This window comes from Oceanobacillus piezotolerans (genome assembly GCF_003665065.1).
In the GTDB taxonomy this organism is placed as follows: Bacteria; Bacillota; Bacilli; order Bacillales; family Amphibacillaceae; genus Oceanobacillus; species Oceanobacillus piezotolerans.
Window position 1 is genome coordinate 32,036 of record NZ_RCHR01000002.1, and the last position, 14,374, is coordinate 46,409.

18 protein-coding genes are annotated in these 14,374 nt (G+C 35.9%); 10 read left to right on the forward strand and 8 right to left on the reverse strand.

Features of this window, described 5'->3' with window-relative positions:
- The first annotated feature begins 222 nt into the window (after nt 1–222).
- From D8M04_RS04535 to D8M04_RS04555, 5 genes are all read left to right on the forward strand, one after another.
- Complete coding sequence (locus D8M04_RS04535; RefSeq protein WP_121521729.1) at nt 223–783, forward strand: thioredoxin family protein; 561 nt, start codon at nt 223–225, stop codon at nt 781–783.
- A gap of 190 nt (nt 784–973) precedes the next feature.
- The gene (locus tag D8M04_RS04540) at nt 974–1,972 is read left to right on the forward strand and encodes a potassium channel family protein (protein WP_121521730.1); all 999 of its coding nucleotides are present in this window, start codon (nt 974–976) and stop codon (nt 1,970–1,972) included.
- A 77-nt stretch (nt 1,973–2,049) separates the two neighbouring features.
- A complete protein-coding gene (gene yugI, locus D8M04_RS04545) occupies nt 2,050–2,433 on the forward strand; it encodes a S1 domain-containing post-transcriptional regulator GSP13 (protein ID WP_121521731.1) in 384 nt (127 codons plus the stop codon).
- Nucleotides 2,434–2,682: 249 nt separating this feature from the next.
- Nucleotides 2,683–4,029, forward strand: a complete 1,347-nt coding sequence (locus tag D8M04_RS04550) for a glucose-6-phosphate isomerase (RefSeq protein WP_121521732.1) — start codon at nt 2,683–2,685, stop codon at nt 4,027–4,029.
- Between the two features lie 370 nt (nt 4,030–4,399).
- Nucleotides 4,400–5,572: a MalY/PatB family protein gene (locus D8M04_RS04555; RefSeq protein WP_121521733.1), complete on the forward strand. Its 1,173-nt coding sequence runs from the start codon at nt 4,400–4,402 to the stop codon at nt 5,570–5,572.
- 50 nt (nt 5,573–5,622) lie between these two features.
- On the opposite strand, the gene D8M04_RS04560 is transcribed toward D8M04_RS04555, so the two are convergent.
- Both D8M04_RS04560 and D8M04_RS04565 read right to left on the reverse strand, forming a co-directional pair.
- Nucleotides 5,623–6,198, reverse strand: a complete 576-nt coding sequence (locus D8M04_RS04560; protein WP_121521734.1) for a superoxide dismutase family protein — start codon at nt 6,196–6,198, stop codon at nt 5,623–5,625.
- A gap of 143 nt (nt 6,199–6,341) precedes the next feature.
- Nucleotides 6,342–6,551 carry a hypothetical protein gene (locus tag D8M04_RS04565; RefSeq protein WP_121521735.1) on the reverse strand — a complete coding sequence of 70 codons (210 nt, stop codon included), beginning with the start codon at nt 6,549–6,551 and terminating at the stop codon, nt 6,342–6,344.
- Between the two features lie 232 nt (nt 6,552–6,783).
- Here D8M04_RS04565 and kapB point away from each other — a divergent pair, with 232 nt between their 5' ends.
- Complete coding sequence (gene kapB, locus D8M04_RS04570) at nt 6,784–7,182, forward strand: kinase-associated lipoprotein KapB (protein ID WP_121521736.1); 399 nt, start codon at nt 6,784–6,786, stop codon at nt 7,180–7,182.
- Between the two features lie 53 nt (nt 7,183–7,235).
- Here kapB and D8M04_RS04575 read toward each other — a convergent pair whose 3' ends face one another.
- A complete protein-coding gene (locus tag D8M04_RS04575) occupies nt 7,236–7,499 on the reverse strand; it encodes a phosphocarrier protein HPr (RefSeq protein WP_121521737.1) in 264 nt (87 codons plus the stop codon).
- 290 nt (nt 7,500–7,789) lie between these two features.
- On the opposite strand from D8M04_RS04575, the gene deoD reads away from it, so the two are divergent.
- Nucleotides 7,790–8,497 carry a purine-nucleoside phosphorylase gene (deoD, locus tag D8M04_RS04580; protein ID WP_121521738.1) on the forward strand — a complete coding sequence of 236 codons (708 nt, stop codon included), beginning with the start codon at nt 7,790–7,792 and terminating at the stop codon, nt 8,495–8,497.
- Between the two features lie 169 nt (nt 8,498–8,666).
- A complete protein-coding gene (locus D8M04_RS04585) occupies nt 8,667–9,140 on the forward strand; it encodes a divergent PAP2 family protein (protein ID WP_121521739.1) in 474 nt (157 codons plus the stop codon).
- A gap of 61 nt (nt 9,141–9,201) precedes the next feature.
- Here the strand turns inward: D8M04_RS04585 and D8M04_RS04590 are convergent, their stop codons facing one another.
- The 3 genes from D8M04_RS04590 to D8M04_RS04600 all read right to left on the reverse strand — a co-directional run bounded on the left by D8M04_RS04590 (nt 9,202) and on the right by D8M04_RS04600 (nt 11,650).
- Nucleotides 9,202–9,846 (reverse strand): 3D domain-containing protein, encoded by a 645-nt coding sequence (locus D8M04_RS04590; RefSeq protein ID WP_425464006.1) that lies wholly within the window; start codon nt 9,844–9,846, stop codon nt 9,202–9,204.
- A gap of 191 nt (nt 9,847–10,037) precedes the next feature.
- Nucleotides 10,038–10,349, reverse strand: coding sequence for a YuiB family protein (locus tag D8M04_RS04595; RefSeq protein WP_121521741.1), 312 nt, complete (start codon nt 10,347–10,349; stop codon nt 10,038–10,040).
- Between the two features lie 89 nt (nt 10,350–10,438).
- Nucleotides 10,439–11,650: an NAD(P)/FAD-dependent oxidoreductase gene (locus tag D8M04_RS04600; protein ID WP_121521742.1), complete on the reverse strand. Its 1,212-nt coding sequence runs from the start codon at nt 11,648–11,650 to the stop codon at nt 10,439–10,441.
- A gap of 211 nt (nt 11,651–11,861) precedes the next feature.
- Here D8M04_RS04600 and D8M04_RS04605 point away from each other — a divergent pair, with 211 nt between their 5' ends.
- Nucleotides 11,862–12,854 (forward strand): NAD(P)/FAD-dependent oxidoreductase, encoded by a 993-nt coding sequence (locus tag D8M04_RS04605; protein WP_121521743.1) that lies wholly within the window; start codon nt 11,862–11,864, stop codon nt 12,852–12,854.
- A gap of 149 nt (nt 12,855–13,003) precedes the next feature.
- Here D8M04_RS04605 and D8M04_RS04610 read toward each other — a convergent pair whose 3' ends face one another.
- On the reverse strand, nt 13,004–13,357 hold the full coding sequence (locus tag D8M04_RS04610; RefSeq protein ID WP_121521744.1) for a HesB/IscA family protein: 354 nt from the start codon (nt 13,355–13,357) through the stop codon (nt 13,004–13,006).
- A gap of 258 nt (nt 13,358–13,615) precedes the next feature.
- Nucleotides 13,616–13,936 carry a YuzD family protein gene (locus D8M04_RS04615; protein ID WP_121521745.1) on the reverse strand — a complete coding sequence of 107 codons (321 nt, stop codon included), beginning with the start codon at nt 13,934–13,936 and terminating at the stop codon, nt 13,616–13,618.
- A 205-nt stretch (nt 13,937–14,141) separates the two neighbouring features.
- Between D8M04_RS04615 and D8M04_RS04620 the strand changes: the two genes are divergently transcribed.
- On the forward strand, nt 14,142–14,366 hold the full coding sequence (locus tag D8M04_RS04620; protein WP_121521746.1) for a NifU family protein: 225 nt from the start codon (nt 14,142–14,144) through the stop codon (nt 14,364–14,366).
- Nucleotides 14,367–14,374: the final 8 nt, after the last annotated feature.

The window sequence follows — 14,374 nt, forward strand, 5'->3', positions numbered from 1 at the left end:
TCTAGCAAAAAGAAAAAATAGGTCTTTATACATTAAGAAATGTAAGTTTTGCAGATAAAATGATTCATTATATAAGGCATCCATAGGGTGAAGAGTGGTAATATAGAACTATTATTCTGTTTTATCTAAGTACTTGAATAGATAAACAGAAGATAGAGCACTTTATTTTACGGCAAAAGGAATAACGCTTACAATAAGAAGAAAATGATGAGGAGCATGTATATGAGTTTAAATCAGTGGTTTGAGAAGGGTATTTCTGCTAATGATTATATTAACGCGATGGAAAAGAACAAAGAGGGATTACTACATATTAAACAATCTTTCCAACTCCCAAATGATGAAGCATTCTTTGAGAATATGAAAGACAAAAACATCCGTGCTATCGTTTTGACTGAGGATTGGTGTGGTGATGCAATGCTTAATATTCCTATCTTATTAAACTTCGCTGAGAAAATAGATATGGAAGTACGCATGTTATTACGTGACCAAAACCTAGAATTAATGGACCAATACTTAACAAATGGCACAGCAAGATCAATTCCTATATTTATTTTTATTAACGAAGAAGGGGAAGAAGTAGCGAAATGGGGACCGCGTGCTTCAGAAGTTCAGAGATTTGTCGATGAAACCCGTTCCTCCCTCCCACCTAAAGATGCGGCTGATTATCAAGAAAAAGCCAACGAATTATATGCAGGGATGCAGAAGGAATTCCAACAGAATGTTAATTTTTGGAGCTTCGTCTACCAAAGCATCAAATCTGCTTTACAAAAGGCTTACCAATAAAAAATTAAGTTAACAACGGTTTTCAAAATCAGGTGTTAAAATAGGACCAATCAAAAAGTGAAAGGTCTTACTTCAAATTATATATATGAAAGGAGCTGGGACGAGATTGTTGTCCCAGCTCTTTTCATGTATAAGTTTAATATTGCTTGGAGCATACTAAAAGGTATAATAATCCCTGCCAGGTGAGAGAATGACTGTCAAACTTTTAAAAAACCTATATTTTCGCTTACCAATTCTCATAAAACTTCTAACATCTGTATTAATACTGATGACCGCTTTCGGAATACTGATTCACTACGTTGAACCAATCCAATTCCCCACCATATTTGATGGAATCTGGTGGGCATTTGTGACAGCCGCAACGGTCGGCTATGGAGATTATGTCCCCTTAACGACTACAGGAAGAATTGTTGCTATTGCTCTAATTCTATCTGGAGGAGGGATAATTGCTTTTTATATATCCACCATCTCAGCGGCAACAATTCAAAGAGAGCAAAATTTAGAACAGGGGAAAATTCCTTATAGAGGAATAAATCATTTTATAATTATAGGATGGAACGAACGAACTCGTCAGCTTATTGAGCACTATATAGAAAAATTCCCTGCACTGCAAATTGTGCTTATTGACCGTACTCTAGATCGTGTTTCCTATAATGAATATCCTATTCATTTTATTAAAGGAGATGCTACTGAAGACGATATACTCTCCATGGCCAACATTAGAATGGCACAAAAAGTATTAATAACTGGGGACACGTCCAAGTTAGAAAAACTAGCAGATACATGGACTATTCTCGCTACATTAGCTATTCGAGGAAATAATCAGGATGTCTTTATTGTTGCGGAGATTTTTACAAAAATACAAATAGAAAACGCTATCAGGGCAGGAGCAAATACGATTATTCGGCCAAATGATTTTCTAAGTACATTGTTTTTTCATGAGTTATCTCATATGAGAACGGCTACACCTTTTGAGGATATTCTTCATATTCTGAAGCAAAAACAATTCTCTCATATGAAGCTGCCAGCAGAATTAGAGAATTCAACCTTTAAAGATGCTTCCCTTCTTTTAATGAGCCAAGGACAACTTCTATTAGGTTATGTTCGCGATGGAGAATACGTGATTCATCCAAAAAAAAACCAACATCTAAAGCCGGATGACATTCTCCTATCCTTAATAGATTGGTAAATTAAATTTTGCGTGATTATATATAGTATGTTAAAATAATTTATTGTGTGAAAAGAATCGAATAGGAGATGTTCATCATGGCAAATAAATTTGAGGCCGGCCAAGTACTTGACGGAAAAGTTACCGGTATACAACCCTATGGAGCATTCGTTGCTCTAGACGAAGAAACTCAAGGATTAGTTCATATTTCTGAAATTACGCACGGATTTGTAAAAGATATTAACGATCATCTAACTGTAGGAGAGGAAGTAAAAGTTAAAGTCTTAAACGTTGACGATGAAAAAGGAAAAGTTTCCCTTTCTATTCGTGCTACAGAGGAAGCACCGAAGAAAGCAGCTGCTCCTAAGAAAGCACCAAGCGCACCTAAACAAGAAGCGGATGCATCTGGTTTTAATACGTTGAAGGACAAACTACAAGAATGGATTGATCAGTCTTCTGACCGCGGTTCATTCAAAAAATAAGAACGAATGATTGCATACACTCGCAGTGTATGCTTTTTTCTTATACCTAGCTCATTTAAACGTCTGTACACATGGTAACCCGTGATAAAAAATACTCAAAAACTCGAAAACATTCGGTGAATTGCCAAGTCTACACTTATACAAATTACTTGCTAAAGAATCATACTCATTCTTGATTTAATATCTTTATTTGGGTAAAGTAAGGTTGTATTAATCTGTAAAACAAGGAAGAATCAGAGGAGGATAAAAATGACTCACGTTTCATTTAAATATGATAAAGCTCTTACTTTCTTTAACCAACAAGAAGTAGACAATTTATCTCCATTTGTTGAGGCAGCTCATCATATGTTACATAATAAAACAGGTGCTGGAAGCGACTACCTTGGTTGGGTAGACCTACCTGAAAACTTTGATAAAGAAGAATATGCTCGCATTAAAAAAGCAGCTGACAAAATTCGTAATGATTCTGATATTCTACTGGTTATTGGAATCGGTGGTTCATACTTAGGCGCACGTGCAGCATTGGAAATGCTTAACCATTCTTTCCAAAATCTGCTTACTAAAGAAGAGAGAAACGCTCCTCAAATCATTTTTGTAGGTCATCATTTAAGCTCTACTTATATGAGTGAATTATTTGATGTTCTAAAAGATAAGGATTTCTCAATCAATGTTATTTCAAAAAGTGGTACTACAACAGAACCTGCAGTTGCATTCCGCATCTTTAAAAAATACTTAGAAGAAAAATATGGCATGGAAGAAGCTGTAAAACGTATTTATGCGACTACTGACAAAGAAAAAGGTGCATTAAAAACATCTGCTGATGAAGCTGGTTATGAAACATTCGTAATCCCAGATGATGTTGGTGGGCGTTACTCCGTTCTAACTGCAGTAGGTCTTCTTCCTATCGCGGTAAGTGGTATAGCAACGGATGATATTATGCAAGGTGCAAAAGATGCGATGCATGACTTTGCTGAACCATCTCTTGCAAAAAATGCGGCATATCAATATGCGGCTGTTCGTAATGTTTTATATGCGAAAGGTAAAGTAACAGAGCTTTTAATCAATTATGAGCCAAGCCTACAATACTTTGCTGAGTGGTGGAAACAATTATTTGGTGAAAGTGAAGGGAAGGATCAAAAAGCTCTTTATCCCTCTTCAGCTAACTTTACAACTGACCTTCATTCATTAGGTCAATATATTCAAGAAGGTCGCCGTAACATCTTTGAAACTGTGCTTCACGTCAATCAATCAAAGAAAGAGTTAACGCTAGAAGCTGAAGATAATAATTCAGATGGTTTAAATTACTTGGCTGGAAAAACGATTCATGAAATTAATGATAAAGCATTCCAAGGAACACTGCTTGCCCACACAGATGGAGATGTTCCCAACTTAGTCGTAGAGGTACCGAAACTGGATGCCTACACATTCGGCTATCTTGTTTATTTCTTTGAGAAAGCTTGTGGAATGAGCGGCTATTTATTAGGTGTAAATCCATTTGATCAACCTGGTGTAGAAGCTTATAAGAAAAATATGTTTGCATTACTTGGTAAACCAGGATTTGAAAAAGAAAAAGAAGAATTAGAAAAACGTTTATAAGAATTAAATAAAAATATCTTAAATCAGGTTTAAAAGGAAATATGTCGGGTATACTTATTAACGTAAGACTTTCTCGTATTCCCCCTGTATGCAAAGCGCTAATTTAACGCTTTGCTTTTTTTTGCTTTTTTATGCTACGCTATCGGCAAACTTAAAACGACAGGTTTTAAGGCTTTAAATAAAATGCTTATCTAAAAGACTAGTTCATAGGTGGCTCCAGCACGTCTGCATGTGTTGCTGCACTTGATTGGCGTATTTGACGTATTCACTATACAACATAACTTGAATGGAATAATACTAACCGTTTTTATGTATTCTGCTTGCTGATTTCTGTTATAATTAGTCATATTAACATTAGAGGGGGTATAAAATGAGCATCTTTGATGAAGTTCATGATAGAAAGAATACACGCTCCATGAAATGGGACATGATTCATGATGTTTTTCAATCGACGGAAGTGCTTCCGATGTGGGTGGCCGATATGGATTTCAGAGCTCCACAGGAAGTAAATGATGCATTGATTAAACGGGCAGAGCACGGCATTTACGGCTATACAGCAATTGACCAGGATGTGAAAGGATCTGTTATTAATTGGATCAGCAGAAGGCACGATTGGCAAATAAATGCAGAATGGCTATCTTTCAGTCCTGGGGTAGTAAATAGTTTACATATGGCTGTACAAGCATTCACGGAACCAGGTGATAAGGTGTTAATTCAATCTCCTGTCTATACTCCGTTTTATAGGGTAATTAAAGCACATAATAGAGAAGTTGTTATCAATTCTTTAGTAAGAGAAAAGGATTATTACCAGATTGATTTTGAAGACTTCGAGGAAAAATTAAAATCAGGAGTCAAGGCATTTATTTTATGCTCTCCACACAATCCTGTTGGTCGTGTATGGAAGAAAGAAGAGTTACAAGAGATGGCCAGATTGTGTTTGAAATACGGTGTTGTGATTCTATCTGATGAAATTCATGCGGACTTAGTGTTTCCAGGAGAAAAGCATATTCCAATCGCTTCTTTATCAGATGAAATTGCAGATCAAAGTCTTACCTTTATGGCTCCTTCTAAAACCTTCAATCTTGCAGGGTTAGAAGTATCATATATTATCACACCAAACAATGAAAAACGAAATAAGTTCAAAGCACAAATGACGGAACAGGGATATCATCCAAATGGTTTAAACACAATGGCAAACACTGCTCTAGAAGCCGCTTATACACATGGGGAACCATGGTTAGAAGAGCTAATCACAGTCCTTAACAGCCATAAAAACTATGTTACAGAAATGTTAGAAGCCCACACGACCCTAAAGGTCATTCGTTCAGAAGGAACTTATCTTGTATGGATTGATTGCAGTTCGCTTGGATTAGATAGTAAAGAATTAAAAGAGTTTATGATCCATGAAGCAAAGGTTGGATTAAATGCCGGTATCGATTATGGTGAAGAAGGTGCATTATTCATGCGAATGAATATTGCATGTCCAAGAGCTACGTTAGAAGAAGGAGTAAACCGGATTATTCAGGCTGTCAACAGCCAATAATTAATTTACCATGTCAGCCATGCAGCGTTCATCGCTGAATGGCTTTTCCCTTATTCTTTTAATTCCTTGTTATTCTCAGTTGGATTGGTAGGAGATTCTCCCTTATTCTCTTCTGAATTAGCTTTGAGCTCTCCGCATAAAATACGAGCTCCTGATTCCCCACTAGGCTGGCTGACACCATCATCTTGTACTTCGTGTACGACAATAGATGTCCCATCGCCTCTTAACAAGGAATTCTTTCCATCCAGTAAAGTTGCTCCAGGAAGCATTAATTCAGCGTCAACTAATCCTCCACCGTCCGCCTCAATATTAGGTAAATCACCAAGATGCGCTCCTTTTGGATGCATTAAACCATGCTCACTTCCATCTGGATTGAAATGATTGCCAGCACTTTCAAAACTAGGGGGCTCACACTTCGGAAATTCATGTACATGTATCCCATGAAACCCAGGCTCCAAGCCTTCTAATTTAATCTTTACATTAACACCGTCAGATGAGTCAGCTAATTCTACAGTACCGACCATATCTCCTGAAGTATTATACATGTCCACCGTTCTATTCGTATCGTTCTCTCCTTGGCATGCAGCAAGAGTTATTAATGATATACTTAGTAAAATGAAACGCATCTTTATAATCCTCCACAGCGTTTTTTTACCAGTATAGACGATAGTAGAACAACATATACCTAAGATCTGGAATAGCATCATCAAACTATCCCTGAGCGGCGCAATTGTTCAAGTGCAATAAAAAAACCTTCAAATGAAGGAGTTTAATCATGTGATTCTTTTAATTTTTCAGCATTCTTAATTCTATCCTCGTATTGTTTGTTAAAGGATTCCTCATCTTTTTTCGACTTTTTATACATAAAATACATAGCTAAAACTGCAAGTGTCATGAATACGACTAAAGAAATTGCTGCTGGTATATACTCAGACTTGTCAGTTGGAAAATATAAAAACGGCATATATAAATAAGACATTTAAAGATCACTTCCTTCCCACTACCATTATAACAAAATCTATTTACAAACCAAACATAATATAGCGAATCTTTTATAGAATTGGAATTGTATTATGAGAAATTCACTTCTTACATTGATAAATTTCTAAATATCTAAACACCTTATGCAGTCCTACTACATTTAAAACATTCGCAAAAATAACTATTTACTGGCAAAATGATAAGTAGAAACGAAATGAGAGGTGATAAAATTGGCTGAAGTAAATGTTGGAGAAATAGTAATTGCACATTATCATTCTGGTACCTATATTGGAAAGGTAATAGAGGACCGAAATAGAAACTACTTAATAGAAGTGTTAGCAGTCATTAAGCATCCAATGCAAGGAGATATCCACAACCCTGGGAAGGTAGAAAATGTATTCTTTCATCAACGAAAAGCCCTATATCCTAAAGAGAAAATGAATGTCAAAAAAGCGGCTGTTCGGCCATATACAGAAGATATACCAAGTTATGGGGAGTCATTAATACAAGCAGTAGACAATTATAAAACAAAGCTATTACAAGAAAAAACTGCTTATAATCAAAAGTCACTTAAGACGTTAAATGATTTAGAAGAAAAGGAATATAAGTCAAAGTATTACCACCTATAAGCGGAGCAATCCTATAAAATAAAAAAAGAGCTAGATTTTCTCTAGCTCCTCTATTATTCACCAAGGTGTTCTTTAATTACTTCTGATAAAGCTTCAATTGCATCCGCTTCATCACTGCCATCTGCAGAAATTTCAATCTCTGCTCCTTTAGGAATACCAAGTGACATAACACCCATAATGGATTTTAGGTTTACATTTTTGTCTTTATATTTGATATGGACATCAGATTGGAATTGTCCTGCTCTATTTACTAATAGAGTAGCTGGTCTAGCATGTACTCCTGATTCAGCTGTAATAGTAAATGTTTGTGTTTTCATTTTGCGTCATCCTTCCCGTACTATTTAATTGATTTGCATTTTAAGCATAGTATGTACAAACCAATATACTTTATTATAAACAATTTCTTTTTATTATGAAACTATTTACATTTACAAAATGACACTTTCTGCGTTAAATTTGTCTTTATTTTTACAATATGGTACTTTATTGGCAGGTAAAAAAGTATAAGACTTGTTTTTACCTACATACCGGGCTAAGGCTGCCGCCTAAAAGGCCTTTAAGCATTGGTTTACTATATAATAAATGATTATCCAAGGAGGATTTCAAAATGAGTGTACATATTGGTGCCAAAAAAGGCGAAATTGCAGATAAGATTCTTTTACCAGGGGACCCTTTACGTGCAAAATATATCGCTGAAACTTTTTTAGAAGATGTATCACAATACAATGAAGTTCGTGGAATGTTAGGTTTCACAGGAACTTACAAAGGTGAACGAGTATCTGTTCAAGGTACTGGAATGGGTGTTCCTTCTATCTCCATCTATGTAAATGAATTAATTCGGGAATATGATGTACAGAAGTTAATTCGCGTTGGTACGTGTGGTGCGATTCAAAAAGATGTTAAGGTTCGGGATGTCATTTTAGCTCAAGGTGCAACAACAGATTCAGCTGCAAATCACGAGATCTTTAAAGGAATTGATTTTGCTCCTATTGCAAACTTTGAATTGCTTAAAAACGCGTATGATGTGGGATTGGAAAAACAAATGAATCTTCGTGTCGGGAATGTCTTTACAAGTGATGCCTTCTACCGAGACAACGGAAAAGAAATCAATGAGCTCCTGGCTTCCTATCAAGTCCTTGCTGTGGAAATGGAAACAACAGCTCTATATACCCTTGCTGCGAAGTACGGACGCCAAGCTCTTTCAGTTCTAACAGTTTCTGACCATATCCTAACTGGAGAAGAAACCACTTCAGAAGAGCGTCAAACTACGTTTAATGAAATGATGGAAATTGCACTGGAAGCGATTATTAAGTAATTACTGGCTGTAAGACCTTAACAAGAGGAATGGGAGAAAGGCAACCACCGCGGAGTGAAGTTTCACTTTATTTTTGCTTTAAATTTACCTCCATCCGACATTATGGTAAAATGACAACATCATAAAAAGACGTTAAGTGTTAACGATGTCCAGGAAGGTGTCATTACATATGGAGTTATTTTCTAATTTCCCTATTTGGGCTGCATTATTGGCAATCGTGTTTGCTCAAGTTATTAAAATTCCAATCAAGTTTTTAGCAACAAGGGAATTCAACCCTAGCCTGGCATTCAGTACAGGTGGGATGCCTAGTAGTCACTCAGCGGCAGTAACAGCCTTGATCACAGCAGTTGGTATTGTTGAAGGTGTCTCTTCCACAATGTTTGCTATCGCCGTTGTATTTGGAGTTATAACGATGTATGATGCTTCTGGTATAAGACGTCATGCAGGTAGACATGCGGTGGTTCTGAATCGATTGCTATCAGATCTTCAGCACTTTATTGATAATGCAAAAGATTGGAAAGGCAAAGAGGATTATCAAAAACGAAAAGAATTAAAAGAACTTCTCGGCCATGAACCAAGTGAAGTCTTCTTTGGCGGTGTAACTGGTATTATTGTTGCTTTTCTCCTCTATCCGCTCTTTTAAACGGAACGAAGACCTCCAAATTAAATTGGGGGTCTTCTTTCCACTTATATACAAATGTGACTTACTGTTCTATATACTGCTGTCTAAATACTTGTAAAGCCTCTGCTTCATTTAGTGCCTTCAATGCTTCCTCAGTGAGGGTCCCGTCGCCATATTCAACAATATATACATCTAATTCTTGTTTACCCCATTGCGAATAGACATCATCTACCGTATCGTAATATAAATCAATACTATTTCCTTTTATAGCACTGCCTATATCTGCTACAACCCCATATCCATAGTTAGGGATGAACAAAATGGTTCCAATCGGAAATATATCAGGATCTGCAGCAATAGTGGAATATAAATCTCTTTTTACTTTAACACCTGAAAATGTAATTCCATATTGCGGATGTTCACTAGTCTTTCCTGTTGACTCTATCCCCGCAGTATATCCCGTTGCTAATACGGTAGCTGTCTCATATTGGTCAAAATCAATTGCTTCTTCGAGTGTTTTTGGACGGTAAGTTTGTTCATTCATAGTTTTTTGTTCTAAATTAGACTTTTTTAGAGAATTTTCCGATGGATGATTTGTTTCTTGCTGCACTCTCTCAGCCCAAACCTTCATATCTGCTAATGTTATATTGGAAATGGAAGATATAGTTGTATATAATGCACAAATAAACAAAAGAGTCATTAAAGCTCTTCGACAATATAATTTTATCTTCATATTTCACCTCTCTGATAGTTAAGCATACGTATTCTCTAACAATGGATAACTGTTAAAGACTGCTCTCTCTACCAGTTCAGCTTTTCCAATCTCATATAATTTTATTCACCGTCTTCATTATTTATCTGAAAAATATAAAAATAAGGGAATTTGAACTTAAATATCGTTCAAATTCCCTTTCTATTTTAAAACATACTATAGCCACTTTTCCGCAACTGCTTCATCACAATCCCTGATGTGATTGTTCCTAAGAATCCGGCTAAAAATATAAGGATATCAAAAGTTGTTAAACTCGATAACTGTCCACCTAAAGCGTTTAAAGCCTCACTCGAATTTGTAAAATATTCCCATATGGATAAATTATCGATGATGAGAATAAGTATGATTGGATAAAGAAAAGATAATACCCAAGTTCTTTTTAAAAGCATATTCACTATAAAACCGATTCCAAAAAACATAACAAAATATAAAATAATAGAAATAGTTAACTGAATCAATCGTGAAGCCCCCTTCTCCTCTGCCCTACTCCTATTATTTTAAAGGATATGTAAAGAAAAGCAAAGGAGATTAATACTCCTTTGCAGTATCAATAGAAAAGATGAAATTTTCCTTTTTGCATAAGTAAGCTTATTCCACCTAAATGAAAGAAATATTTATTATCTCTTAGCTGCTTCATAAAGGCTGCTTTCCAACCGTAAAAAGTAGAACCATTAATCATTACAGCAATTCCATCTTCATTCCCTAATGATACAACTTTTCCTTTTGTTTTCGTACGGAATTGCTTGAGCCGCGTATTATTGAATCCCGCTTTAATATTATGTGCGATGACAGCTGCTTGCTTCATTGCTGTATCAACCGATGGCGAATATGCTTGACCGGATTCATTTTTTAATAGGGCACTCTCACCAACAACAAAAATTTCCTTATATTCTTTGGAACGCATGTGGTCTGTCACTTCCATTTTCCCGTCCGTTGTTCTAAATCCAGATGTTTCAAGAATAGGATTGGGTCGAATACCACCTGCCCAGATTGTTGTCATGGTTGGTAATTTTACTTCTTCTCCATTTTTCTCATAAATGACATATTCTGGCTGACACTCTTTCACTTCAGCTCCTGTAACAATTTCTACACCGCGTGCTTCTAAAGATTTAGCTGCATATTCCGCTAGCTCTGGTTCGAATTCTGATAAAACCGTGTTGGATGATTCTAATAAGATAACACGAACGAATAGTTTTTCAATATCATACTCTCTGCATAATTCAGGTACACGGTCCGCTAATTCCCCTGCAAACTCAATCCCTGTAGATCCTCCACCAGCTATAACGAAGTTTAACCTAGCTTCATTATTTTCTTCGTTATGATAATTTGCAAAGTTATATTCGATATGATCTTTAATTAACCTAGCACTATTTATATCTTTAATAGAAAAAGCATTTTCCGTAATCTCCGGAAAACCTATTGATTCTGTCTCAAACCCTAAACCAATAACAAGAATATCATACTCAATCGTTTGTTTTTCTAGCTTTACTTGCTTTTGTTCAGGCTTAATAGTTACAACTTTATCTATAATTAAATGAACCTTATCTAAATCGATAATATTTCGTATGGGAATTCGCGTGCGGTCATGGTGAAGCGTTCCTGCAGCATTTTCATGGAGGCATGTGGTTTGGTAATGATAATCTTCCTTATTGATCAAGATTATCTCCGCTTCTTTAAGATTTAACGACTTCTGTAACCGTACGGCTGTCATCATCCCTCCAGGGCAGGCGCCCAAAATAACAATTTTTGTTTTATGCATTTTTCACTTCCCCTTAGGTAAAAACAAATAGTAAACAAAAAAATATATTTTTGTTACACAAATGTAATATTTACACTTTTACTATATTATCTTTAATTTGAAGTTTTTTCAACCCCTAATTTTCTGTTAAGCGGTTTCTTATGATACACCCTAGTTCTGCTTTGTGATACTATTGTAATAGCAGAAAATATAGAAGAAATGAGGAAATTCCATGTCAGAGAAAGTATACGATGTCACGATACTTGGCGCAGGTCCTGTAGGTTTATTTACAGCTTTTTATGGTGGAATGCGTCAAGCAAGTGTAAAAATAATTGAGAGTCTGCCACAAATTGGAGGACAACTTTCCGCACTCTATCCAGAAAAGTACATATATGATGTTGCCGGATTTCCAAAAATCCGTGCAAAGGAATTAATTGATAATCTAGAAAAGCAAGCGAGTATTTTTAATCCTACTATTGTACTTGGCCAAGCGATTGAGAAAGTGGAACGATTAGAGGATAACAGTTTAAAACTAACTACAAGTACTGGGGAAGAACATTTTACAAAAACAATGATTATCACTGCTGGAAATGGCGCCTTTCAGCCCCGTCGACTAAATATAGGAGATAGTGAGCAATTTGAAGAAGTTAATCTTCATTATTATGTGAAAGATATGAACCAATTCAAAGACCAGCATGTGGTCCTTTTAGGTGGAGGAGACTCTGCAGTTGACTGGGCACTCATGTTAGAGCCAATTGCTAAGAAAGTGACATTGGTTCATCGCCGCAACGAATTCCGTGCACATGAACATAGTGTAGAACAGTTGCGCGCTTCGTCGATTGAAATTCTGACTCCTTTTGCAGCAGCTGATATTGTCACATCTGATAAAATTGATAAGCTTATCATTCAAGAAGTAAAAGGTGAGGTACAATTAGAGCTGGAACCTGATTCCATTATTTGTAATTACGGATTCATTTCCAAGTTAGGCCCTATCAACGACTGGGGATTAAACATCGAGAAAAACAGCATCGTTGTCAATTCAAAAATGGAGACAAATATTCCCGGGATTTATGCAGCTGGAGACATTTGTACCTATGAAGGTAAAATAAACTTAATCGCTACAGGTTTTGGCGAAGGTCCTACAGCAGTAAATAATGCAAAACGCTATATTGATCCAAAAGCACGTGTACAACCGAAACATTCTTCTGATTTAAATATTAGATAACGATAAGGAAGGGCTATCCTATTTAATTAGGACAGCCCTTTTTCTTTTCTAGTATGTTTTATTCAGTAGTTGGAATTTACGTTGACTTGTTGATTAAAAAAACGCAATATAAAAGAAGCTGGAATGCATCACACATTCCAGCTTCTTTGTTAGCAATCACCAGGTGTTCCAGCCACTTCGGCAGTTCTAAATGAAGAGCCACACCCACAAGAGTAGACAGCTTTTGGATTGTCGATGCTAAAACCGCCGCCCATCATATTTTCTTTATAGTCAATGGTCGTACCTTCAATAATCGGAATATCCTGAGTATTAATGACGACTGGTATGCCCTTTACATTTTCTACCGTATCTAGTTCACTTATTTCATATTCAAATCCTATAGAATATGATAATCCGCTGCATCCGCCACCTCTTACACCAAACCGAAGATGTACATTTTCCGATTCGTCTTGCATCATTTCTCTAATTCGCGCGCTTGCTTGATCAGTAAAATTGATAACCATCTCACGGACCTCCTTTATTTTTAGTATACAAATGAATTCCTGCTTATTCAAGAATTGATTATTCATTTATAGATATCCATTTGAAATTACTCTGCTAACTGATTTTCGTTTCACATCGTTATCCAAGTTAGCTGCAACAAGAGTATGAAGGGAAGACTTGGGTCAAAATTTCTCAGTTGATTCATAGCTAAAGTAAATATAAATGGGTAATTATTGCCAATGCCATGCATTTCCAAGATTTTTACCTCTTCTTTATCACTAAGATTGCTTTAATCCTTTTTTATCTAATGCTTGATAAATTGTTTTAATATGCGGAATTCCCTCTGCAACAATTTCTTCATTGACCAGAACAATTGGCCAGAATAAATCGTCTGCATAAATTCGTTCTACAAACTGCTGATGTGCAGGTGGAGGTTGATTTATATCAATATAATCAAATGAAATGGAATCATCTCTATATTTTCTGCTAATAGCTGCCTGTAACCACTCATACGTATCCTTTGAACTGGGTGCTCCCACACAGCTAGCACATATTTGCTCACTACCATAGACAGTTATCTTTAAATTATTTTGTTCCACAAAAAGCCCCCTCCTTTTATCTTATTTTACAAAATATCTATGAAAAGTTAAAATATATTAAACCATCAATTTTTTATTAAATGTTAACTCAATTTAAATCCTCCTTAGATGAAAATAATATTTTTATTAATTGAGAACTATTTTCAACTGGATTTTTTCTGTATAACAATTTATAATAGTATATAGGGAAAGGAGAAGATGGATTATGCATGAACAAGTACAGGAAGTTTTAAATAAATTGCGTCCATTTTTACTACGTGATGGCGGAGATGTTGAATTAGTTGATGTGGATGAAGATGGCATTGTTCTTCTTCGTTTAATGGGGGCTTGCGGAAACTGCCCCAGCTCAACCATTACATTAAAAGCTGGAATTGAGAGAGCGTTAATTTCCGAAGTTCCAGGAGTAAAAGAAATAGAACAAGTATTTTAATGATGTAA